The sequence below is a fragment of the Thiomonas sp. FB-Cd genome (assembly GCF_000733775.1).
Lineage (GTDB): Bacteria > Pseudomonadota > Gammaproteobacteria > Burkholderiales > Burkholderiaceae_C > Thiomonas_A.
In genome coordinates this window covers 711,508-731,069 of the sequence record NZ_JPOE01000002.1, presented here as the reverse complement: position 1 = coordinate 731,069, position 19,562 = coordinate 711,508, and the positions used below count along the sequence as shown (strand labels likewise).

Genomic DNA, 19,562 nt, shown 5'->3' with positions numbered 1-19,562 from the left:
TCAGACCGTGCCCGCGGCGCGGAGCGGCGTTTGCGCTTCGGATTGGGTCGCTCGGGCGACCATGTCTGCGCAGCAAACGACTGCACAGCGGAAATCACACTCGAGACTGTCGCGGCGGCGCATGGCCATGATGCACACTCCCGGAGCTGGCTCGCCTAACACGCTGAGCCTGGGCGCATCACGGTCCCATTCCCAAACGCATGCAATGGCGATCGCCCGTCAGCGAGACCATGATCTGTGTCAAAACGTGTCGCTTCGTTTAAAAATACCCTCAATGTCGGGGGTTGCCACGACGGGTGCTGAGCGTTGACCGCTGCTTCGTCACCGAGGCGACAGCCGCTAGACCGGTCGTGAACTGGTGCATGAAGCAGAAACGGAAGTGGTTTGCCAAGGAGAGACGTGATGGGAACATATAACAAGGCGCTGCTGATCATGGCTTTGAGCGCGAGCCTCAGCGCATGTGGCGGTGGTGGCGGCGGGGGAACAACCTTGTCGTTCCCGCTTCAGACCGCGGTTGTAAACCTGTACAGCACGGGGTACCAGAAAACCGCAGTGGTCAGCGGCACGGCGCTTGTATCGGGACTTTCAATCCCGGTATCCGGCATAGTGACGCTTACGCTCACACCTGCCGCCAATCCGACAACTTTTGAGGGGCAGGATGCCTTGGTCGCGACAACCTCGGTTGCTGGCAGCATCACGGTAAATAGCCAGCCACTTTCAATCGATTCGAGTACGCAAGGTTTTTTGTCGCCGACTTACGCGCCCCTGGGCTATGCAGGCAATGGACAGTACTGCGTGGCGGCTGCGGCGGGCTCTTATCCATCGACCGTGACCATTGGCCAAACTGGCCCCATTGTCTCGTACAACTGCTACACGGACAACACCAAATCGACGCTGACCGGGAGTGAGTCCTTGAGCTTTGCCGTTGCGCCCGGCCCATCGCTTTCAACGGCAACGGTTTCGCTCATTGACACGTCTTTCGATCTCTCGAACGTCCAGGTTTCCAGAGCCCAGGACAACTATGTCATTGATACGGCTGGGAATTACACATTTGTGTCGGAGAGCGGGGAACAAACGCTCAATGAAAACGGCCCTTTGGTGACCGTCAACCTGACGATAACTCCCCAGTGACAACGATCTGAACTCTCGACGGTCCAGACGCTTGGTGCCGCTGGCAGGCGGCCCCCGAAATCCTGGTCGATCTTGCGGCAGCCGCGTCCTTTGCCTGCGTCACCCCGTCTCTTTCGAGGCAGAGTTGCCTTGGTGTGGGGGAGACCGGTCAGTGATGGGCCGTTGGTGTGACGAAAGTCCATTCTGGCATGACGGTATAACGAACCCTTCGTTGGCATGCGGCCGGGCAGGGCCTAGGCTTGACCTTGACCCGACATGCGGTCGGCAAAAACAAAGGAGTTCACGATGAGTTTGCGACTTGGAGACATAGCCCCGGATTTCACGGCCGAAACGACCGAGGGGACTATCCGATTTCACGACTGGATTGGAAGCAGTTGGGCCTTGCTGTTTTCGCACCCGAAGGATTTCACGCCCATCTGCACCACGGAACTGGGAACCGTGGCAAGGCTCAAGCCCGAGTTCGATAAACGCAACTGCAAACTCATTGGCTTGTCCGTCGACCCTGTCGCCGAACACCACGTGTGGGCCAAAGATATCGCTGAAACGCAAGGAACGGCACCCAATTACCCGATCATCGGCGACACGAAACTCGAGGTGGCGAAACTCTATGACATGCTTCCGGCCGACCAGACCGGCGCCTCCGACGGGCGCACCGCAGCCGACAATGCCACCGTGCGATCCGTGTTCTTCATCGGACCGGATAAAAAGGTCAAAGCCATGCTTGTCTACCCGATGAGCAACGGACGCGACTTCACGGAGGTCCTGCGCCTTCTGGACGCGCTGCAGCTGACGGCCAAGCATGGTGTGGCGACACCCGCAAATTGGCACCCTGGAGACGATGTCGTCATCCCCACATCGATTACCGATGAAGTTGCCAAACAGAAGTTCCCCGGGGGTTGGAAAGCACTGAAGCCGTACCTTCGGGTGGTCCCTCAGCCGAAATAAGGGTCACCCCAAGCCCCGGGCCCGAGCGCGGTCTGGGGCGCCGAGAGCTTGAAAAAGCCCGGCCGGCTCTAGAATTTGACAGTCGGGCGTTGACCCTTTCTAAGGGATCGGGACCTGCGTAGTCGTGTCAGGTCGCAGGACGCGGCTTGTCCTCAGCGCGAGCAGACCACCGACAACGCTTCAATCACATTGCCCCCCGTCATGCCCACCACCTCCTATTGGCTTTTCGTTGGCTTTGCCCTGGCTGCCTCGTTCACACCGGGACCCGCGGTCATGCTGTCGATTCACAATGCCATGCATTACGGCTGGCGCCGCGCGCTATGGTCGTCCCTCGGCAACGTATCGGGCCTCCTGGTGCTGACATTACTCAGTGCACTCGGCGTCAACGCCATTCTTCATGCGTCCGCGCTCGCTTTCAACGCGCTCAAGGTCACGGGAGCAATCTATCTCATCTGGCTTGGCGTACAGCAGTGGCGTGGCGCCAGTCGCGGCGCAAGGCCACTGCCGGCAACGTCTTCGGGCGCGCCGGCGCCAGAGCGCCGCCCCCGCGCCCTCTACGCGAAGGGACTGGCCGTGGCGCTGACCAACCCGAAGGCCATCGCCTTCATTGCAGCCCTGTTCCCTCAGTTCCTGAGCCCATCCCGTCCGATGACCCCGCAATACGCCACGCTTACGGGCACATTCATGGTCATCTCGCTAGGCGCGTTGAGCATATACGCCGGATTTGCCGTGCTCACACGAAAGCGCCTGCGCGCCTGGTTTTCATCAGGTTGGCCGCAGCGCGCTTCAGGAGGCGTGTTTTGCGCCTTTGGACTCGGGCTTCTGCGCCTTCATCGATAGGCGGTAATCGTTGTCGGAAACTCAGCAGCCGATACCGGCTTCTTCCGCGCTAAGCATGGCAATGGCGGTCCAGTCCATTTCGCCGCGACCTTTGGCCAAACTCGTCAGCAGCCGTGCATGAAGCAAGTCGGCCAGCGGCATGGTGGCGGTGACGCTTTCTGCCACGTCGCGCACCAAACGCACGTCCTTCATGCCAAGTTCCAATTTGAAGCCAGCCGGCTCATACTTCTGGTCCGCGAGAATGCGACCGTAGTTCTGGTAAATCGGGCAATTGAAGATCGTCTGCCCAAGAAACCCTGCCAAGACGTGCCGGTCAATTCCATTCTTTTCGGAGAGGGCGAGCGCTTCGGCAAGCGCCTCCACGGCCGACAGGATCAAGAAATTTCCCGATAGTTTCACCACATTCGCGGCGCCGGGATCCTCGCCAAAATCGTGAATGCCTTGCCCCATGGCGTCGAGAATAGGCTTGGCACGGGCCTTGGCTTCGGCTGGTCCTGACTGGCCAATCCAAAGCTTCCGCGCAGCAGCTGCTTCCGGGCGCCCAAACACGGGTGCGGCAACGTAGAAGCTGCCTCGTTTGGCATGTTCTCGAGCCAGCCGACGCGATGTTTCCGGGGAAACCGTGCTCATCGAAATATGCAGGCCACCGGAGTCCAATCGGCCCATGAAACCATCGGGACCTAACGTCACGGCCTCAAGCGCCGCGTCATTGGCCAGCATCGTGACCACCACGCCGCCTGGGCTCACGGCCATGGCCGCCGTGTCGGCAACCTTTGCACCCGCTGCCGCCAAAGATTGCGCCCGGGACTTGGAGCGGTTGTAGACCGTGAGCGCAACGCCACTGCGCAGCACGTTATGGGCCATGGGCTCGCCCATGGCCCCAAGACCGACAAAAGCAACTGCAGTTTGTGCCATCAATGTTCTCCGGCGTAGGGGCAACAGGGGGAGGAGGGTGTTTGCAGACCATGGAAGCCACAGTCGGTGGCCACCGCAACTGCGGCATTGATTGGGCCGATCGGGCTATTGTGCAACTGCGCTCCACCGGTTGATCATTCGTACCAGGTAACTCGAACCCAGGCTGATCCACACCCCAGCGGCATGGCCTTTGGGCACCTGCTGCAGCACTCGCACCCTTGGCGGCGCCAGTGGAGTCCTCGCCCACCGCCAGCCAGCACCTTGAAAATTTCCCTTTGGCCCTCAGCTAGCCAAGCAGTGATGAAGCGTTTCTTCCCTGAAGATTGTTATGCAAGAGCACCCCGTAATCAATCCATTACGACCACGGCGACTTGATGCACTCATCGCCTTGGCGCATCTTTTGGATCGACTGGAAAAACAGCCGCTCACCGCCAGCGCGGACCAATATCGCCTGCTTGTTCAACGGATCCAAAACGAGCTTGCGACCATGCGCTTTGATCCGCAACTCGACGCGGTCTTAACTGCATTTCCCGCAGCGGCTGAGATCTACGAAAATCTCAGCTATGAGTGGGCGGGGCTGTGCCGCTCACCCTTGGAATACTCTGCGAGGACAGAATTGCTGACGAAGCAAGTCCTGCGCGATGCCGCACGCCGTGCAGACGCTTGAAGTGCATGCGCTTTGGCGAGCAGGGCGCTTGGTGTCCACAAGCGTGAACGCCAAGTCGATTCGTGTCGACATCGACGCTGACATGCCCATCAAGGGCATGTCAGCGTTGGTGAAATTGCGCCTCGATAAACTCGTCATCGACAAATTGAGGCCCGTTCAGGCCGCCAATTCATCCTCGAACTGCCTTCTTCGGTGGGCCGCAGTGCCTCCGAGCACGAATCCCCTGAGCTTTCCGTCCTGGCGGTAGGTCGCTTCGAGATCCGCGTCGCCCGCTTTAACCTCCCACGATCCTGACCCCTGGACTCGGGGCAACGCCATCGCGAGCGGAGAATCGGGGCATTTCAACGAAATAGGCAAGGCCCCGAAATTTTCGCAACTCTCCTCGCCTTGAAGGTTCGAAGCAATGACCTTTGCAGCGTGATTCAGCGCGGTCACAAATCGCCACGCCTGGCCTTGGAATTCCATGACATCGCCCACTGCGTAAACGTGAGCGACATTGGTCTGGAAACGAGCGTTGACGACGAGCCCATGACGGCCGGTGACCAATCCCGCTTGATTCCACAGGGCAACATCGGGCCCAAGCCCCACGGCCGATAGCATCAGGTCGAAGCGCGCAGTGAGTCGCTTGCCGTCGACCTCCGCGCAAAGGTCGGCGCCCTCATGCACCGGCGTCAGACGGCCTCGAACAAAGCGCACGCCTGCGCGGGTCAGGTTAGCTTCGACCCATCCGCTGACGCTTTGGGGCACGAGAGGACGCAGCGGCCCATCCAGGGACACGACCGTTACTTGCTTGCCCGCCTTGGCCCAGTCATTGGCAAACTCCAGACCAACGAACCCGGCGCCCGCGATCAAGATCCTCTTGGCGCCTTCGAGCACCGGCTCCAGTCGGCTCATGTCCGATGCCGAATTGACCGAAAAAATGCGATCGCCATGCCAGAAGTCCAATGGCCTAGCCCCCGTTGCGACAACGAGGTCACCGTAACGAAACGCCCGACCATCCGCCGCATGGACAGTCGTGGCCTCGAAGTCAGCGCGGACGACCTCGGTGCGTGGCAAAACGCGAACCTGATTGGCTGACGCCGCCTTCTCCGGCGACATCAGCAAGGCCGCCGCAGGCGTCGCACGGGAGAGCCCATGCGACAAAAGAGGCTTCGCATAAAACCGCCCCTCATCGGCAGTAAGCATCAACACATCACGCGTATTACCGCGCTGTTTGAGCTCGCGCGCAACCGCGAATCCAGCCAACCCCCCTCCGACAATGACGATCGGGCTGCGATCCATCAGATCGCCTCGAAGTCAGCTTTGGCCACTCCGCAATCGGGGCACAGGAAATCCTCAGGAATGTCTTCAAATGGCGTTCCTGGGGCAATCCCATGCTCGGGGGCTCCCTTTACAGGGTCATAGGTGTAGCCACAGACGATGCAAACATGTTGTTGTGCCATGATTTAAGCCTCAGACGTGATTTTGGTGAGTTGGGCGGTGTAGGCCTCGGCGTGGCGCTTTTCGACGCGGGTCAAGGCATCGAACCGCTTGGCAGCTTTGATGAGCATCGCGGAAAATTGCCTCGCATGGTCCTTTGACTCCGCGATCTGTTCGTCAAATTCCTGCACGGCGGCCGCATTGCCTTCTGCGACTGCGGCATGCCGAAAGGACGGGTACATCTCGGTGTACTCGTAGGTCTCGCCGTCAATTGCCAACTTCAAGCAGTCGGCGACGGTCAGCTTCTCCTTCGGATAGAGAAGCTCAAGATGGCCCTGCGCGTGCAGCACTTCCTGCGCTGCAGTCTCCTCGAATCGACGAGCAGTGTCCTCGTCGCCGAGTTCGCGGCAGATCTTGGCAAAGTAGCGGTACTTGGCATGCGCCATCGATTCGCCAGCAAATGCACCCTCGAGGTTTTTCAGCGTGACTGACTGTTGCATCATGAATAACTCCAGTTCAACATTGCGATGGGAGAAGCGTAAAAGTGCAGACTAGATAAAACAAATGAATTTATTTCAACACGTCGATAGCTAACGTGCATCGATCATCTCCGCAGTCCCCGCCCACGTCATCCATGCCACCTGAATCGCAATTCGAGATTCCGCCATCATTTATCGCCCTGTACCTGGAGCCGGGTCGCACCAAGCCCCATGCCACGCGCGATGTGATCGCCGCGCGCTATGAGTTCTGCGAAGATTTGGCGACGATGCTCACCGAGCATGCCGCAGACGTCAAAGGGGATCTCAAGGTCACTGAAGAGGACGTTCTCGTGCGCATTCACCGCGGGCTTCTTGCGGAGGACTCCGGGGTGAATCCAAAGGAAGCCATGTGGGTCGTCACAAGGCTGGCGGAACTGCTCAACTGGCCACGCCTGAAGCCGAGCAGCGAGCCGGACACATGAGCATCCCTGCGCAGATGGTGCGACTGGCGCGGGCGCGACTGCACTGCGAGCTGTACAACGCGGCGCTCGAAGAGCGCATTGATGCCTTGCGCAAGGCCAGGAAGTCCATCTCCGACTACGACCAGCAGAACGTCCTGCCGTAGATCAAGGCGGATCGGCCCAAGCTCATCGCGCTCGGCAATCATGCCTTGCAGCAGACGCCGCGGCGGCTCAATCTGGCGTTTGCCACGTTGTTTGGCCGCGTCAAGACGGGGCCGACGCGTGGCGTCCCACGCTTCAAATCCGCGAAGCGGTTCTCGGGCTTCGCGTATCCCGATTCCGCTGGATGGAAGCTCATGCAGCATGGCAAGAGCGACGCCACACTGCGCTTCGGCAGTGGCGAAGCCGCCATGCCCATCCGGGCGCGCGGCCGTCAGCGCTTCGGGTTGGACGCCTAGCGATTCTCTCGGCGGGGTTCGGCATGGCGCATCAGATGCTCGCGTACAAAGCGAAAGAAGCTGGTACGCAGCTGCATCTGAACGACACACGCCAGCTCAAGCCGTCGCAGCGCTGCTCGGCCTGTTGGGCACTCGTGCCCAAGACGCTTGCCGAGCGCATGCACATCTGCCCGCACTGGGAGCACGTCATGCCGCGGGACCGCAGCAGCGCGTTGGCGGCTCTCATCGACGCGCACGCAGCGCAGCAAATCTCTTTTCGGGACACGCCTGGAACGGGCGTGGCGGCGAGACCGAAATCTCTGTCCCCGCAACGGGGCAAGTCGAAGTCTTTGACGCTCCAAACCGCCACGACAGCCGATTCATCGGCTAGTGGCAGGAGAGTCCATGACGAATGGGCAGGGGAGGGGATGGTCGGCGTCTTTTAGGTCCCGAATAACGATTGCAGCCTGCGGCAACAGCCCACAGCCGGAGGATGCAGTGCTTGCAGCACATCCCCGCCACAGGCAACTCGCCTTTGGCTTGCTTCAAAAGTTTTCATGTTCATCAATTGCCCATCTACGACTGTCGTCGTAGGATGTTCGTGTGCTTCAGTTCCGCCTACCCGCTGATGACCTTGAATATGCAGTGCTCACCGCCTTGTGGGACCTGCGTACCGCCTCCGTGCGCGACTTGCATGAGCGCGTTGGCGCGCCAGACGGCTTGGTCTATACAACAACCGCGAAGGTTATTGACCGCCTGCGCGACAAGGGACTGGTCGAGCGACGCCGGGAGGGGGCTGCCTTTGTCTACGCCCCTGCGGTCGAGCGCGAAACAGTGGAGCGGGCGCGTGCTCGTCATCTCGTAAACCGCTTCCTGGGGCCCAGCCCCCATGCGGCAGTCGCAGCGTTAGTCGAAGCCGTTGACGAGATTAATCCTGATCTTCTCGAGCAACTCGAGTGCGCGATCCGGGACAAGAGGAGATTCAGTCATGGGACGTGAAACCCTTCTGACAATATTGCTGCTTCTGTTTGGCGGATTGGCCGCGCAACCGCTGGCGTTGATTTCTCGCAGACCGTTTCCCGAGGAGGATCCGCGCATTGCCGAGCGTCGCGCTTGGTTGCAGCTATGGCTGCCGGTCGCCCCCACGCTGGTCGTGACCGCATGGCTGTGCGGATGGGCCTTGCGGGAACCCGATCCCGTGCGCGCGCGCTTCGATCACGGTATGTTGATCGCTGCGAGCATGCCGTTCGCCTTGGTCGCTTTGCGCGCCACTTTCAGAGCCATCTGGGTGATGGTGCGCGAACCGACGCAACTGCCGATTTGTACCGTCGGACTCTTGCGCCCGCAGATCCTATTCTCCCCATTTCACGCACGGACTCTGGACGAGGGGCAGGTCCGGGCGGCTTGGGCGCACGAGCAGGCACATGTGCGGCACCATGATCCCCTGCGCATATGGCTCGCTCAAATTGCCACCGACCTCCAATGGCCCTGGCCTTGGGTTCGCAGGCGTTTCGAATCCTGGCTGGAAGTTCTGGAATGCGCCCGTGACGATGAGGCCCGCAGCCGCGGTGCCTGCGGTGTCGACCTCGCGGCAGCCATCGTCGCCACGGCTCGCCGCTCCTCGCCGACCTCTCAGCCGCGACGCTCTCGGTGGAGCACGTCCATCGACGTTGCCCTGCTTGGCGAAGCCCGATGGTTGCAAACGCGCGTTGCCAGGTTGCTTGCTCCGTTGCCAGAGCCGGCCGGTGCCACGCTCTGGATGCGTCTCAGCGATCCCGCTTTGCTTGGCATGGCTTGCGCCACGCTCGGGATCGTTGTTGCCCTGGGTGCTGCGTACGGCAACTCAATTCTTCACCCCTTCCTCGTCTGGACATGGACTGTCTGATCGCCACGCGTGAACCGCAGGGACGACGCTTGGCCGTTACTCTGCTTCTTGCCGCGTGCTGCATTTTCGATGCCGGGTCAACGCAGGCAATCGCGGCCGCCGCGGACCAAGGCGACTTCGCCACCGCGCGGGCCCAAACCCTGACGCAGTCCCTGAGCGCCTATGGCCAGGTCGAGCCGATCTCTGTGGTCCGGGTGCGCGCCGTCGAGCCGGGAACGGTGGGGGGCCTCGATGTGGTGCCGGGCAGTGTTGTACGTGCAGGCCAGGTACTGGCCCGCCTTGGTGGCCCGAGAATGCAGGTTCTGCTCACCGCGCGCGAGCAGCGCCTGCGCAGTTCCAAAGCGCGTGAGGAGGCCGCCAGCCGCGCTCTGGACATCGCTCGCCGCCAATACGCAGATCAGCTGGCTACCCAGCAGCTGCTTGATGCGGCCCAAAGCGAGCTGGCGGCTGCGCGCGCCGCCGTCCACACAGCGGAGGCGCAGTTTCGCGAAGCCCAGGATCTGCAGACCGTGCGCGCCCCGGTGGCGGGCAAAGTGATCGCCCTGCGCGCGGCCGATGGCGAACAGGCTACGTCCGGCGAGACCGTCCTGACCCTGCAGCCCGATGGCAAGCTCTGGGTTCGCGCCCAGTACTACGGGTCCGACGCCGCTTTGCTGCATGTAGGCGTGCAGGGACGCTACCAGCCGGTCGCCGGTGGTAGGCCGATCGCCGTCAGGCTGACCGCCATCTTCTCGGCCCTCACGTCCGACGGGGGCTTGCGCGTCGGCCTTACGCCCACATCGCCCATCGCCTCCGCCGCATGGATGGCCGGCGAATGGGGAACACTCAGCATCGATGGGCCGTCCCGCCACATGGTTGCGGTGCCAACCAGCGCGCTCATCCTCGACCGCGGTCGGTGGTGGGTGCTGGTGCACACAGCTCAGGGTGACAAACCGCAGCAGGTGGTCCCCGGGCCGGCGCACGGCTGGGAGACCTCGATCGCCTCGGGCCTGCTTCCCGGACAGCAGGTCGTCGTGACCGACGCCTTCCTGCGGTACCACCGCGGCATTGCTCGGTCCTACACCCCTCCCGATTGAGTCATGGACGCCGACGTTTCCATACCGCGCCTGTTGCGGCGCCGGGTACTGTGGCTACTCGTGCTCGCAGCGGCGCTGTTGTGGGCCGTGAACGCCTTCGTGCACACGCCGGTCGAGGTACTGCCGCAGTTCAACTATCCGCAAATCAGCGTCACCGCGCATCTGCCAGGCACGACCGCGACGGAACTTGAGCAGCTGGTGGTGTATCCGATGGAAAGCCAGATCCTGACCCTGACTCACCTGCGCAGCGTGCGCTCGGTGATGGGCAACGGGACGGTCCAGGTTGACGTGCGTTTTGACCCGACAACCAGCGCGCAGTCTGACCTCCAGGCGGTCAACGGCGCAATCGACCGTGCACGCGCGCAGTTGCCTGCGCAGGCCCACCCGCTGGCTCAGATCATGGGCAACGCGATCAACGAGGTGGCTGACTACACCGCGCAGATTCCGCCCGGAATCGCACCGGCCCTCGTGCAGCGCGCGGTGCAGGCCGACATTGCACCGGCGCTTCGCGCGATACCTGGAGTGCAGTTTGTCAACGTCTACGGCGCGGGTCAGGAAGCCCTGTGGATCCAGCCTGATCTGAGCGCGATGCGACGCTATAACGTCGGCGTCGAGGCCATCGAGCAAGCGGTGAGATCCCAGATCCTGCTCGCTCCGGCGGGCTACCTCACCCTGGGACATAACGACGTGCTGATTGAGGCCCGCAGCCTGCCGGTGCACGTCGACCAGCTCGACGCGCTGTCGGTTGCCACACCCGAGGGCCCTATTCCGCTGCGTGCCCTGGCGCGCATCCAGCGCTCGGCCGTTCCGACCCACAATGCCATAGCGCTCGATGGTCGTCCCAGCGTGGCGCTGACGGTGATCAAGCAGCCCGGTGCATCGACCTTGGCCGTGACGCGGTCCGTGCAGGCAACGCTAGACCAGACGCTGTCGCAGCTGCCCGGCGGCGTGCACTGGGTGCGGATCTACGATCAGGGGCACCTCGTCGGCATCGTCGGCACGGACCTAGGGCGCAACCTGCTGATTGGTGCGGTGCTTGCGGTGCTCTTGCTGTTCTGGGTGCTGGGAGCGGGACGCGGCATCGTCGTCCTGGCCTTGAGCATTCCTCTGTCGCTGGCGCTGGGCATCGCTGCATTGCATACACTGGGGCAGACCCTGAACCTGATGACCTTCGGCGCGTTGACCGTCGCTGTAGGCTTGCTGGCAGACGACGCGATCATCGTGCTCGAGAGCATCTACCACCGTTGGGAAAGCGGCGACTCGCATTGGCAAGGCATCTGGGAAGGCGTCAAGAGCATCGTGATCCCGGACATCACCGGCACCCTGACCAACATCGCGATCTACGTGCCGTTGCTGTTCGTGGGCGGTCTGGTCGGTCTGTTCTTCATCCCTTTCTCGCTGGCGATGATTCTGGCGCTGCTGGCGTCGCTACTGGTGTCGCTCACCCTGATTCCGCTCGGCTTGGGTTTCATCAACGCTCGACCGAGCCCGGGAACGAGCAGCGGCCAACGCCTGCTGCACTGGTTGCAGCGCGGCAACGAACGCCTGTTTGACTGGGTCGCACGCGCGCCGCGGACCAGCCTGGCCATCACTTTCGCCGTGCTGCTCATCAGCCTGGTCGGCCTGGTGCTGGTGCCGATCAATTTCCTGCCCCTTCCCAATGAAGGTGCGCTGCTGGAGTCGTTCACGCTACCACCAGGGGCCTCGCTGCTCGACACCCGCGCAGCGGTCCAGCAGATTTCCGAGCGTCTGTTGCGCGATCCGGCGGTCGCCCACGTCTACGCGCGCATCGGCTCGGCCTCGTCGACCGCCTACACCGAGCCTGCCTACGCCGGCGAGATCCAGGTGGCGCTCAAGCGCGGCGTCAGCGTCAACGCTCTGGACGCGATTGGTCAGCGCATCCAGAGCGAATCCCGGCTTCCCGGTGTGCAACTCGCGGTGGACACGCCGACCATCGAGCGCGTCGGCGAGAGCCTGTCTGGCCTGCCACAACCCTTCGTGATCCACGTGTTCGGCGCCAGGGTTACCGAGATGCGCGCGATAGCCGAGCAGATCACTGCACGTCTGCGCCGCATTCCGGCCCTAGCAGATGTGTTCAACAATGATGGCTATCCGGTCACGCAACTGCAGATCGAGCCCCGGGCGCAAGCTCTTGCGGTGCAGGCCCTGACCCCAGCGGCTCTGTACGCGCAACTCGCGCCACTATTGCTCCGGCCCTGTGAAGTATTAAGCTGCGTAGCGAACGCGCCGGTCCTGGAAGTAGCTCATCACACGTTGCGGGTTTTGTTCCAGCCTCGCCATATGGTCGTTCGCAGCTTCGCGTAATTTGGCCTTGGTTCGCACCGGCACGCGTTTGCCCATTTCCTGTTTGAGATCGGCGTTGAGCCTCTCCTCAGGGTTGAGTTGGGGGCTGTAACTGGGCAGGTAAAACAGCTCGATCTGCGCGTTGTGCAAGGCGACCCACGCCTTCACCAACTTGCTGTGATGCACCCTCAGGTTGTCCAGAATCAGGAATACCTTCCTGCCTGCATCCTTGATCAACGCCTGCAAGAACTCGATCAGCTTGTCGGCGTCAAACGCCTCGTCGATGATCATCCAGCGGGTCTTGCCCTGGTTGGTCACCGTGGCGATCATCGAGAGCTTCTGGCGCGTGCCGCCCACCGCCATCGCCACGGGGGTTTTGCCCGCAGGGGCAAAGCTTCTGCCGCGCACGTCCGTGTTGACCAGCGCGGTTTCGTCTCCCCAGTGAATTTCCCCGCCCTCAGCCCTGGCGCGCTGCTCAATGGCGGGGTATTCCCCCTCCAGCCAAGCCTGCACCGCCGCGGGGCTTTGCTCATAGGCTCGCTTGATCGGCTTTTGTGGCGTAAAGCCCCAGCGGGTGAGGTACTTTCCAACGCTGCGCACCTGCAGTTTGATGTCGAACTCCTGTTCAATGAGCTGCATCACTGCAGCGCGGCTCCACAGGTGAAAGTCCATCTTGAGTTGCTCGGGACGCGTGTCAATGATCAGGCGCTGGATCGTCTCTTCTTGCGCTTGACTGAGCACCCGACCGTCGCCTCTGGCGCGTCCCCGCCGAGTCGGTCGGATGGCGCTCCAGCCGCCAGCCTCGTACAAGTCAATGGCCGCTCGAACGGGCGGGTAGCTCAGCCCCGTCATGTCCACGATCTGCATGATCTTGACGCCCCGCTTGTGCAACCTCACGACTTGCTTGCGCCGCTCGTGAAGTTGCTCCAGTGTTTGCTTCCTTGCGTTTTCTTTTTCCATCATCAATGGATCAAAAAACTTGCTGAAAGTTCATATTTTATTGGGCCTTATCTATAATCGACGGCAAGATCCTCAGCCGCGTACCCGAGGGCAACGTGCCGCTGGACCTTTACATACGCCTGGCCGATGCGCCCCAGCGCTCGATCGCGCAACTGGGCGCGCTGCCGATCCGCACGCCACGCGGCTGGACCCCGTTGGGCCAGCTCGCAACCCTGCAGCTGGTGCAGACTCCAAACCAGATCCGTCACATCGCCGGAGCGCGCGCCCTGGACATCCTGGCCACGCCGACCGGGCCGCTGGGCAGTACCGAGGCGGCGGCGCGGCGCGCACTGGCCGGGCTGCAATTGGCTGCCGGCTACCGCATTGCCTTCGGCGGCCTGGCCGCCGAGCTTGAACAGGCAGCCATCGGCCTGCTGCTGGCGACCCTGGCGGCCTTCGCGATCATGGTCGGCATCCTGCTGCTGCAGTTCGACGGACTGCTGATCCCGGGCATCCTGATGCTCGAGATCCCGCTGGCGCTGACCGGCGGCACGGTGGCGCTGGTGCTCAGCGGCGTCGGCCTGAATGCCACCGGCATGATCGGCTTTCTGACCCTGGTGGGCATCGGCTTGCGCCACTCCATCGTGTTGCTGGACCGCGCCCGCAGCAACGAGAACGCAGGCATGTCCGTCGAGGAGGCAGTGCGCGAGGCCATCCAAGTCCGCTTTCGTCCCATCGTGCTCACCGCAGTCACCGCGATCTTGGGCATGCTGCCCACCGCTCTGGGCCTGGGCGCAGGTGCAGCTCCCGAGCAGGGACTGGCGGTGGTGATCCTGGGCGGACTGGTGTGGAGCGCGCTGCGCTCGACGAACCTGATCCCGGCGCTGTATCTGTACTGGCGGCGCAAGCAACTCGTGCGCCAAGCTTCGGCAGAGCAAGCGCCATGAAAACATCGATCACCAGCCGCCTGGCGCGCGGCGCGACCTCCCTAGGTCTGTGTGGCCTGCTATTCGCCTGCGCGAGCTATCGCCCGAAGCCGCTGCCGACCGAGGTGCAATGGAGTGATCGGGCACAGTTGCGCGTCGATGCGCGTGACATCGCGTTACCGGCGCTGGCCGCGCAGCGCATCGACCTGGACGCGCCATGGACCATGCAGGCCGTCGCCGCGCTGGCTGTGCTCAACAGTCCGGCGTTGCGCGATGCGCGTGACGAGGTGGGCGTGGCCCGCGCCCAGGCCTTTGCGGCCGGGCTGCTGCCGGATCCGCAGTTCAGCGCATCGCGCCAGATTCCCCAAGGCAATTCCGGCAGCCCGACAACCACGGCGTACAAGCTCGGGTTGAGCCTGAGCGTAAGCAGCCTGATCACGCGTGGCGCCGCCGTAGCGGCGGGCAGGGCGCATGTGCGCCAGGTCAATCTGCAGATTCTCTGGCAGGAATGGCAGACAGCCGCGGCGGCCGAAGCGGACTACGTCGCCGCAGTCGGACTGCGTGAGCGTGGCGCCCTGCTGCGAGCGCAGCTCGACGCGGTTTTCAAGCGCTTGCGCCGCGACCGCAGCGAGCAGAAGGCTGGCATCGAGCCGCGCACCACGGCAGATGCCGATCTGGTGGAGCTGCAGGCCCTGCAGCAACAGCTTGCCGCCGATGCCCGGCAGCGCCAAGCTCGACTCGCCGAACTCGATGCCCTGCTTGGGCTGCGCCCGGGTACACCACTGCTACTTGCAGGCCTGCCGCGCTTGGACCCCGCGGCACTGCGTGCCGCCGCTGCCGCATTGCACCATCTGGGTACGATCCGCCCGGATCTGTTGGCCTTGCAGGCCGGCTACCAGAGCCAAGAGCAGAAGCTGCGCGAGGCGGTGCTGTCGCAGTTCCCGTCGGTGGGGATCAGTATTTCGCGCGCCCGCGACACCTCGGACGTCAACACCGTCGGCTTCGGCGTCACGTTCAGGTTGCCGATACTCAACGGCAGCCGTGGCGCCATCGCGGTGCAGACCGCCACGCGCCAGGCGCTTTATGACGGCTACGCGTTGCGCTTGCGCCAGTCCCGCGCCGAAGTCGAGCAGCTTTTGGCCGACATCCGTCTGCTGCGTCAGCAGCATGCCACGCTGCGCGCCGCGCTACCGGCGCTGCGCGCCGCCGCACAGGCCACTGAGGCGGCATTGCGGCAAGGCGATGTCACGCTGCCCCAGGCACAGGCCCAGCGCCGGGCTTTGCTGGGCCAACGCCTGGCGTTGCAGGCCAATGCGCAGCAGATTGTCCAGCAGACGGTGGCGCTGCAGTTGCTGACCGGACGCGGAGTGTTCGCGCCAGCCGGCGCGCAATGAAACGGGACCCGCTGCGCCGAATGTTTGCACCCTGTTGGGGCTTGCAGTCCGGCGGTGGTCGCAGTCCCGCCCCCGATGACCTGGATTCGAAGATCACTCGGATGAACGCGATCCGGACACGCAACCATGCAATATTTCTGCAGAGCAATGCCGCCCCTGCTCGCCAAAATGGATCATTGACGCGGCGATCGAAGAGGTAGCCCGGTGCGCATCAGGAACCGCTGCGTGTGCGCGCACAATGGAGTTAGGGTGGCCGCGCGCCCTTCGAGGCGCAAATGTGCCATTGGCAGCGTGGAAACTCATCAACCTTGATAACCGAGTCGAACCCGCTAGAGCTGATTGAAGGTCTTGCCGACGCCGAAGTCCGCGCGCGTGTAGCGCAGGGTCAGGTCAATCGCACGACTACACCGGCCAGCCGCACGACGTGGCAGATCCTTCAGGTCCATGTATTGACACGCTTCAACGCGCTGCTGGGTGCGCTTTGGGTGATTGTCGTCGCTGTTGGGTCATGGCAGGACACACTGTTCGGCGGCGTCATTCTGGTCAACGCGCTGATCGGCATTGCGCAGGAACTGCACGCCAAACGAATCCTCGATCGCTTGGCGCTGCAGGCAGCGTCGCGCCCGCGGGTCATTCGCAGCGGACGGGCGGTGGAGGTAAACAGCGAGGATGTGGTGCTCGATGACATCCTGGAATTGGCTGCGGGCGAGCCAGTTCCCGTTGATGCCGTCGTACTGGCCGGGACGGGCCTGGAGCTTGACGAATCGTTGCTTACGGGTGAATCCGACGCGGTGGCGCGCCACCCAGGCGATGCGCTGCGCTCGGGCAGTCTGGTGGTCGCCGGAGCCGGACGCTGCAGAGTCACCGCTGTTGGGAAAGCCGCTTGGATCCACCGCCTCGACCACGAAGCGCGACGTTTCAACTTGGCACACTCGGAACTGCGCACCGGAATCGATCGCATCCTCCGGGTGGTCGGGTGGGCACTCGTGCCAACTGGCACGCTGCTGTTCCTAAGCCAGTTCGCCTTGGGTATCCCGCCGGGCGGTGCCCTGCTTTATGGCGCAGCCGGTGTCGTCGCCATGGTGCCGCAGGGCCTTGTTCTGCTGACCAGCGTGGCGCTGGCCATTGGTGCCATGCGCCTTGCGCGCCACCGCGCCTTGGTACAAGACCTCGCGGCTACCGAGGCCTTGGCCCGTGTGGACGTGATTTGCCTGGACAAGACGGGCACGCTGACCGAGCGCGAGCTTCGTGTCGAGCGCCTCGAACCGCTGAGGGCGGAACCTGATGCGACGCGCGCGCTGGCCGCGCTGGCCGCCGCGGAGTCGCATCCCAACGCCACGCTGCTGGCCGTCGCCCGGGCATGGCCAAAGCAAGCAGACGGGCCGACAGTAGGGGAGACGGTGGCCTTCTCGTCTGCGCGCAAATGGAGCGGGGCCACGCTCGAAGGACTTGGGACCTGGGTACTCGGCGCCCCCGACATCCTGCTAGCGGATCGGTCGCAGCCGACCTTGGGGCGAGCGCGCGAACTCGCAAATTCCGGATTTCGCGTACTGTTGCTGGCGCGTTCGACGACCACACTCGTCGCCGAACACCGACCCGAGCAACTGGATCCCGTCGCATTGGTGCTACTGTCGGAACAGGTTCGCGCCGACGCGAAGACGACCTTACGAGATCTGGCGGCATGCGGGATTGCGGTCCGGGTGATCTCCGGAGATCACCCGGCGACGGTCGCGGGCATCGCGCGGGAACTGGGCATCGCTGGTGCCGACCAACCCGTGGACGCATCGACGCTTTCGGAGCAAGAATTGATCCTACGGGCGGGCAGCGCCATGGTGTTTGGACGCACCGCGCCGCGACAAAAGGAAGTGATCGTCTCGGCACTGCAGTCGGCCGGACACGCGGTGGCGATGGTGGGCGACGGCGTCAACGATATTCCGGCTCTCAAGCGCGCCGACGTCGGGGTCGCGATGGGTGCGGGTACTGCTGCAGCTCGCGCGGTCGCGCAGCTCGTGCTACTGGACAACCGCTTCGCCAGCATGCCCGCGATTATGGCCGAGGGCCGCAGGGTGGTCGGCAACATCGAACGCGTCGCCGTGCTGTTTCTGACCAAGAGCGTGTACGCGATGCTACTGGCGCTGGCGGTGGGGTTGGCCGGAGTGGCGTTTCCCTTCCTGCCCCGACATATCTCGCTGGTCGACGCGCTAACGATCGGGCTGCCAGCCTTCCTGCTGTCCTTGGAACCCAATGGAGAAAGGCTGCGGCCCGGATTCGTCGAACGGGTCTTGCATTTCGCCGCGCCGGCCGGGCTGTTCGTGGCCGCGTCTTCCTTTGCCGCCTACGCGCTGGTGCACACCCAGTGGGGCCTGGCTCAGGCGCGAAGCGCGGCGACCCTGACGCTGTTCGCTGTAGCGACCGCGGTGCTGACACTGGCTTCTGCTCCGACGAGCCGGCGTCGCGCGCTGCTGGTCGGGGCGATGGTCGCGCTGTTCATTGCGACCATCACCGTGCCCTCGTTGCGTGGATTTGTCGCTCTGCGGGCCCTGCCGCTCGGGGCTTGGGTGGAGTGCACAGCGGTCGCGACCGCTGCGATCGTCGCGCTTCACTGGAGCCGCGCAGTTGCAGCGAGCACGCCGCCGCGACGTGCGCCCAATCGCCGTTGGGAGCGGCGCGAACTCACGCATTGGCTGATCGGTGCCGACAGTCCAAAGGTTTTTCTGCTGGTTGGTGCGGTGTTGGTTGTTGGCGGTGCATGGCTGTTTTTCGGCGTCATGGAGGACGTCATCAGTCGCGATCCGCTGGTGCTCGTCGACGTCGAAGTGTTTCGCATGCTGCAGGCCTTGCACAACGGACTTCTCGATCGGGCGATGGTCGCCATCACCGAGATCGGGGATGTGCAGGTGCTGCTGCCAGTCATTGTCGCCGCCTTAGCCTGGTTCGTCGTACAACGTCTGTGGTTGACAGCGGCGTATTGGATCGCCGCAGTGGGAACCGCCGAACTGCTGGCTGAAGTGATCAAGCTGGCCTTGCACCGGCCGCGCCCGCAACTGCTCTACACGGGCGCCGCGCAGTTCTCATTTCCAAGTGGCCACGCGGTGATGAGCACGGTGGTCTATGGGTTTCTGGCTTACTTGCTGCTGCGGCGTGCGCGTGTAGCGTGGCGCCATACGGGGTCTGCCATGGCTGTTTCGCTGGTTACCCTAATCGGATTCTCGCGCCTGTACCTTGGCGCGCACTGGCTGTCCGACGTGCTCGGGGGATTGGCTTTTGCCGTGGCATGGGTGGCGCTGTTGGCGATGGCCTACGCTTACCAATCGCGGGAGCGCCTGCGCGCACGCGCACTGAGCGTGGTGATGCTCGCTGTGTTCGGCGTCGCGGCGTTCGTCCACATTGCAACCAGCCTTGAGGCCGATTTGGTGCGCTACACGCCCGTTGGAGTCACAAAATAGATGACCGGCGACGCCGAGTTGATGGCCACAACGGAACGGGTGGGCCTGCCCGCTACGCTGCTCGTGGCGATCAGCCCTGCGGAAGTGTCGCTGCTGATCGCGGCCCCAGCCGACCGCTCACACCAGATGGCAGTGTCGGCGGTCTACGGCCCAAGGCTTCGCGCGAGCGGCGTCGCTCGCTGAAAGGAGGCGACGGCGACTGCCAGCGCATGACCTTTCGGATCGAGCGGTGCAAGGAACGCAAGAATTGCCAAGCGATGTGCCCGGAAGTGCCACAGCGACTGCGCGGGTGGCGGCG

At 63.2% G+C, this 19,562-nt stretch carries 21 protein-coding genes; 16 read left to right on the top strand and 5 right to left on the bottom strand.

Going from position 1 to position 19,562, the window contains the following annotated elements; genetic code table 11:
• Window positions 1-402 precede the first annotated feature (402 nt).
• The 3 genes from CD04_RS0103580 to CD04_RS0103570 all read left to right on the top strand — a co-directional run bounded on the left by CD04_RS0103580 (window position 403) and on the right by CD04_RS0103570 (window position 2,916).
• A complete protein-coding gene (locus CD04_RS0103580) occupies window positions 403-1,131 on the top strand; it encodes a hypothetical protein (RefSeq protein WP_031404420.1) in 729 nt (242 codons plus the stop codon).
• Window positions 1,132-1,416: 285 nt separating this feature from the next.
• Entirely contained in the window at window positions 1,417-2,076 is a 660-nt protein-coding gene (locus CD04_RS0103575) for a peroxiredoxin (protein ID WP_031404419.1), read from the top strand.
• Between the two features lie 201 nt (window positions 2,077-2,277).
• Entirely contained in the window at window positions 2,278-2,916 is a 639-nt protein-coding gene (locus CD04_RS0103570; protein ID WP_031404418.1) for a LysE family translocator, read from the top strand.
• A 21-nt stretch (window positions 2,917-2,937) separates the two neighbouring features.
• Here CD04_RS0103570 and CD04_RS0103565 read toward each other — a convergent pair whose 3' ends face one another.
• Window positions 2,938-3,831 (bottom strand): NAD(P)-dependent oxidoreductase, encoded by an 894-nt coding sequence (locus CD04_RS0103565; RefSeq protein ID WP_031404417.1) that lies wholly within the window; start codon window positions 3,829-3,831, stop codon window positions 2,938-2,940.
• A 328-nt stretch (window positions 3,832-4,159) separates the two neighbouring features.
• Here CD04_RS0103565 and CD04_RS0103560 point away from each other — a divergent pair, with 328 nt between their 5' ends.
• Window positions 4,160-4,498 (top strand): hypothetical protein, encoded by a 339-nt coding sequence (locus CD04_RS0103560; RefSeq protein ID WP_051848906.1) that lies wholly within the window; start codon window positions 4,160-4,162, stop codon window positions 4,496-4,498.
• 156 nt (window positions 4,499-4,654) lie between these two features.
• On the opposite strand, the gene CD04_RS0103555 is transcribed toward CD04_RS0103560, so the two are convergent.
• From CD04_RS0103555 to CD04_RS0103550, 3 genes are read right to left on the bottom strand one after another with little or no spacing between them, the layout of a single operon-like run.
• On the bottom strand, window positions 4,655-5,779 hold the full coding sequence (locus CD04_RS0103555; protein ID WP_031404415.1) for an NAD(P)/FAD-dependent oxidoreductase: 1,125 nt from the start codon (window positions 5,777-5,779) through the stop codon (window positions 4,655-4,657).
• A complete protein-coding gene (locus CD04_RS22970; RefSeq protein WP_081857785.1) occupies window positions 5,779-5,940 on the bottom strand; it encodes a rubredoxin in 162 nt (53 codons plus the stop codon). Before CD04_RS22970 ends, CD04_RS0103555 begins: the two co-directional genes overlap by 1 nt.
• A 3-nt stretch (window positions 5,941-5,943) precedes the next feature.
• A complete protein-coding gene (locus CD04_RS0103550) occupies window positions 5,944-6,420 on the bottom strand; it encodes a rubrerythrin family protein (RefSeq protein ID WP_197033008.1) in 477 nt (158 codons plus the stop codon).
• Window positions 6,421-6,551: 131 nt separating this feature from the next.
• On the opposite strand from CD04_RS0103550, the gene CD04_RS0103545 reads away from it, so the two are divergent.
• From CD04_RS0103545 to CD04_RS0103510, 8 genes are all read left to right on the top strand, one after another.
• Window positions 6,552-6,878, top strand: a complete 327-nt coding sequence (locus CD04_RS0103545) for a hypothetical protein (protein WP_031404413.1) — start codon at window positions 6,552-6,554, stop codon at window positions 6,876-6,878.
• Window positions 6,875-7,021 (top strand): hypothetical protein, encoded by a 147-nt coding sequence (locus CD04_RS24375; RefSeq protein WP_231480457.1) that lies wholly within the window; start codon window positions 6,875-6,877, stop codon window positions 7,019-7,021. The genes CD04_RS0103545 and CD04_RS24375 overlap by 4 nt, the downstream gene beginning before the upstream one ends.
• Window positions 7,022-7,066: 45 nt before the next feature.
• Window positions 7,067-7,315: a hypothetical protein gene (locus CD04_RS24370; protein WP_031404412.1), complete on the top strand. Its 249-nt coding sequence runs from the start codon at window positions 7,067-7,069 to the stop codon at window positions 7,313-7,315.
• Between the two features lie 35 nt (window positions 7,316-7,350).
• Window positions 7,351-7,740 (top strand): transposase, encoded by a 390-nt coding sequence (locus CD04_RS24365; protein WP_231480456.1) that lies wholly within the window; start codon window positions 7,351-7,353, stop codon window positions 7,738-7,740.
• Between the two features lie 157 nt (window positions 7,741-7,897).
• Window positions 7,898-8,293, top strand: a complete 396-nt coding sequence (locus CD04_RS0103525) for a BlaI/MecI/CopY family transcriptional regulator (RefSeq protein WP_031404410.1) — start codon at window positions 7,898-7,900, stop codon at window positions 8,291-8,293.
• Window positions 8,283-9,179, top strand: a complete 897-nt coding sequence (locus CD04_RS24050) for a M56 family metallopeptidase (RefSeq protein ID WP_031404409.1) — start codon at window positions 8,283-8,285, stop codon at window positions 9,177-9,179. Before CD04_RS0103525 ends, CD04_RS24050 begins: the two co-directional genes overlap by 11 nt.
• A complete protein-coding gene (locus CD04_RS0103515) occupies window positions 9,167-10,255 on the top strand; it encodes an efflux RND transporter periplasmic adaptor subunit (protein ID WP_031404408.1) in 1,089 nt (362 codons plus the stop codon). The genes CD04_RS24050 and CD04_RS0103515 overlap by 13 nt, the downstream gene beginning before the upstream one ends.
• 3 nt (window positions 10,256-10,258) lie before the next feature.
• Entirely contained in the window at window positions 10,259-12,580 is a 2,322-nt protein-coding gene (locus CD04_RS0103510; RefSeq protein ID WP_081857783.1) for an efflux RND transporter permease subunit, read from the top strand.
• Here CD04_RS0103510 and CD04_RS0103505 read toward each other — a convergent pair.
• Window positions 12,482-13,519 (bottom strand): IS630 family transposase, encoded by a 1,038-nt coding sequence (locus tag CD04_RS0103505; RefSeq protein WP_031404406.1) that lies wholly within the window; start codon window positions 13,517-13,519, stop codon window positions 12,482-12,484. The genes CD04_RS0103510 and CD04_RS0103505 overlap by 99 nt on opposite strands.
• 32 nt (window positions 13,520-13,551) lie before the next feature.
• Here CD04_RS0103505 and CD04_RS0103500 point away from each other — a divergent pair, with 32 nt between their 5' ends.
• The 4 genes from CD04_RS0103500 to CD04_RS0103485 all read left to right on the top strand — a co-directional run bounded on the left by CD04_RS0103500 (window position 13,552) and on the right by CD04_RS0103485 (window position 19,447).
• A complete protein-coding gene (locus tag CD04_RS0103500) occupies window positions 13,552-14,445 on the top strand; it encodes an efflux RND transporter permease subunit (RefSeq protein WP_081857782.1) in 894 nt (297 codons plus the stop codon).
• On the top strand, window positions 14,442-15,818 hold the full coding sequence (locus tag CD04_RS0103495; RefSeq protein WP_051848905.1) for a TolC family protein: 1,377 nt from the start codon (window positions 14,442-14,444) through the stop codon (window positions 15,816-15,818). Before CD04_RS0103500 ends, CD04_RS0103495 begins: the two co-directional genes overlap by 4 nt.
• A gap of 308 nt (window positions 15,819-16,126) precedes the next feature.
• Entirely contained in the window at window positions 16,127-19,264 is a 3,138-nt protein-coding gene (locus tag CD04_RS0103490; RefSeq protein ID WP_197033007.1) for an HAD-IC family P-type ATPase, read from the top strand.
• Entirely contained in the window at window positions 19,265-19,447 is a 183-nt protein-coding gene (locus tag CD04_RS0103485) for a hypothetical protein (protein WP_031404402.1), read from the top strand.
• Window positions 19,448-19,562 lie beyond the last annotated feature (115 nt).

Excerpts from the sequence above, each read along its gene's own strand:
- CD04_RS0103580 (WP_031404420.1), top strand. The coding sequence starts at position 403 with ATGGGAACATATAACAAGGCGCTGCTGATCATGGCTTTGAGCGCGAGC.
- CD04_RS0103575 (WP_031404419.1), top strand. The coding sequence starts at position 1,417 with ATGAGTTTGCGACTTGGAGACATAGCCCCGGATTTCACGGCCGAAACG.
- CD04_RS0103570 (WP_031404418.1), top strand. The coding sequence starts at position 2,278 with ATGCCCACCACCTCCTATTGGCTTTTCGTTGGCTTTGCCCTGGCTGCC.
- CD04_RS0103565 (WP_031404417.1), bottom strand. The coding sequence starts at position 3,831 with ATGGCACAAACTGCAGTTGCTTTTGTCGGTCTTGGGGCCATGGGCGAG.
- CD04_RS0103560 (WP_051848906.1), top strand. The coding sequence starts at position 4,160 with ATGCAAGAGCACCCCGTAATCAATCCATTACGACCACGGCGACTTGAT.
- CD04_RS0103555 (WP_031404415.1), bottom strand. The coding sequence starts at position 5,779 with ATGGATCGCAGCCCGATCGTCATTGTCGGAGGGGGGTTGGCTGGATTC.
- CD04_RS22970 (WP_081857785.1), bottom strand. The coding sequence starts at position 5,940 with ATGGCACAACAACATGTTTGCATCGTCTGTGGCTACACCTATGACCCT.
- CD04_RS0103550 (WP_197033008.1), bottom strand. The coding sequence starts at position 6,420 with ATGATGCAACAGTCAGTCACGCTGAAAAACCTCGAGGGTGCATTTGCT.
- CD04_RS0103545 (WP_031404413.1), top strand. The coding sequence starts at position 6,552 with ATGCCACCTGAATCGCAATTCGAGATTCCGCCATCATTTATCGCCCTG.
- CD04_RS24375 (WP_231480457.1), top strand. The coding sequence starts at position 6,875 with ATGAGCATCCCTGCGCAGATGGTGCGACTGGCGCGGGCGCGACTGCAC.
- CD04_RS24365 (WP_231480456.1), top strand. The coding sequence starts at position 7,351 with ATGCTCGCGTACAAAGCGAAAGAAGCTGGTACGCAGCTGCATCTGAAC.
- CD04_RS24050 (WP_031404409.1), top strand. The coding sequence starts at position 8,283 with ATGGGACGTGAAACCCTTCTGACAATATTGCTGCTTCTGTTTGGCGGA.
- CD04_RS0103515 (WP_031404408.1), top strand. The coding sequence starts at position 9,167 with ATGGACTGTCTGATCGCCACGCGTGAACCGCAGGGACGACGCTTGGCC.
- CD04_RS0103510 (WP_081857783.1), top strand. The coding sequence starts at position 10,259 with ATGGACGCCGACGTTTCCATACCGCGCCTGTTGCGGCGCCGGGTACTG.
- CD04_RS0103505 (WP_031404406.1), bottom strand. The coding sequence starts at position 13,519 with ATGGAAAAAGAAAACGCAAGGAAGCAAACACTGGAGCAACTTCACGAG.
- CD04_RS0103495 (WP_051848905.1), top strand. The coding sequence starts at position 14,442 with ATGAAAACATCGATCACCAGCCGCCTGGCGCGCGGCGCGACCTCCCTA.
- CD04_RS0103485 (WP_031404402.1), top strand. The coding sequence starts at position 19,265 with ATGACCGGCGACGCCGAGTTGATGGCCACAACGGAACGGGTGGGCCTG.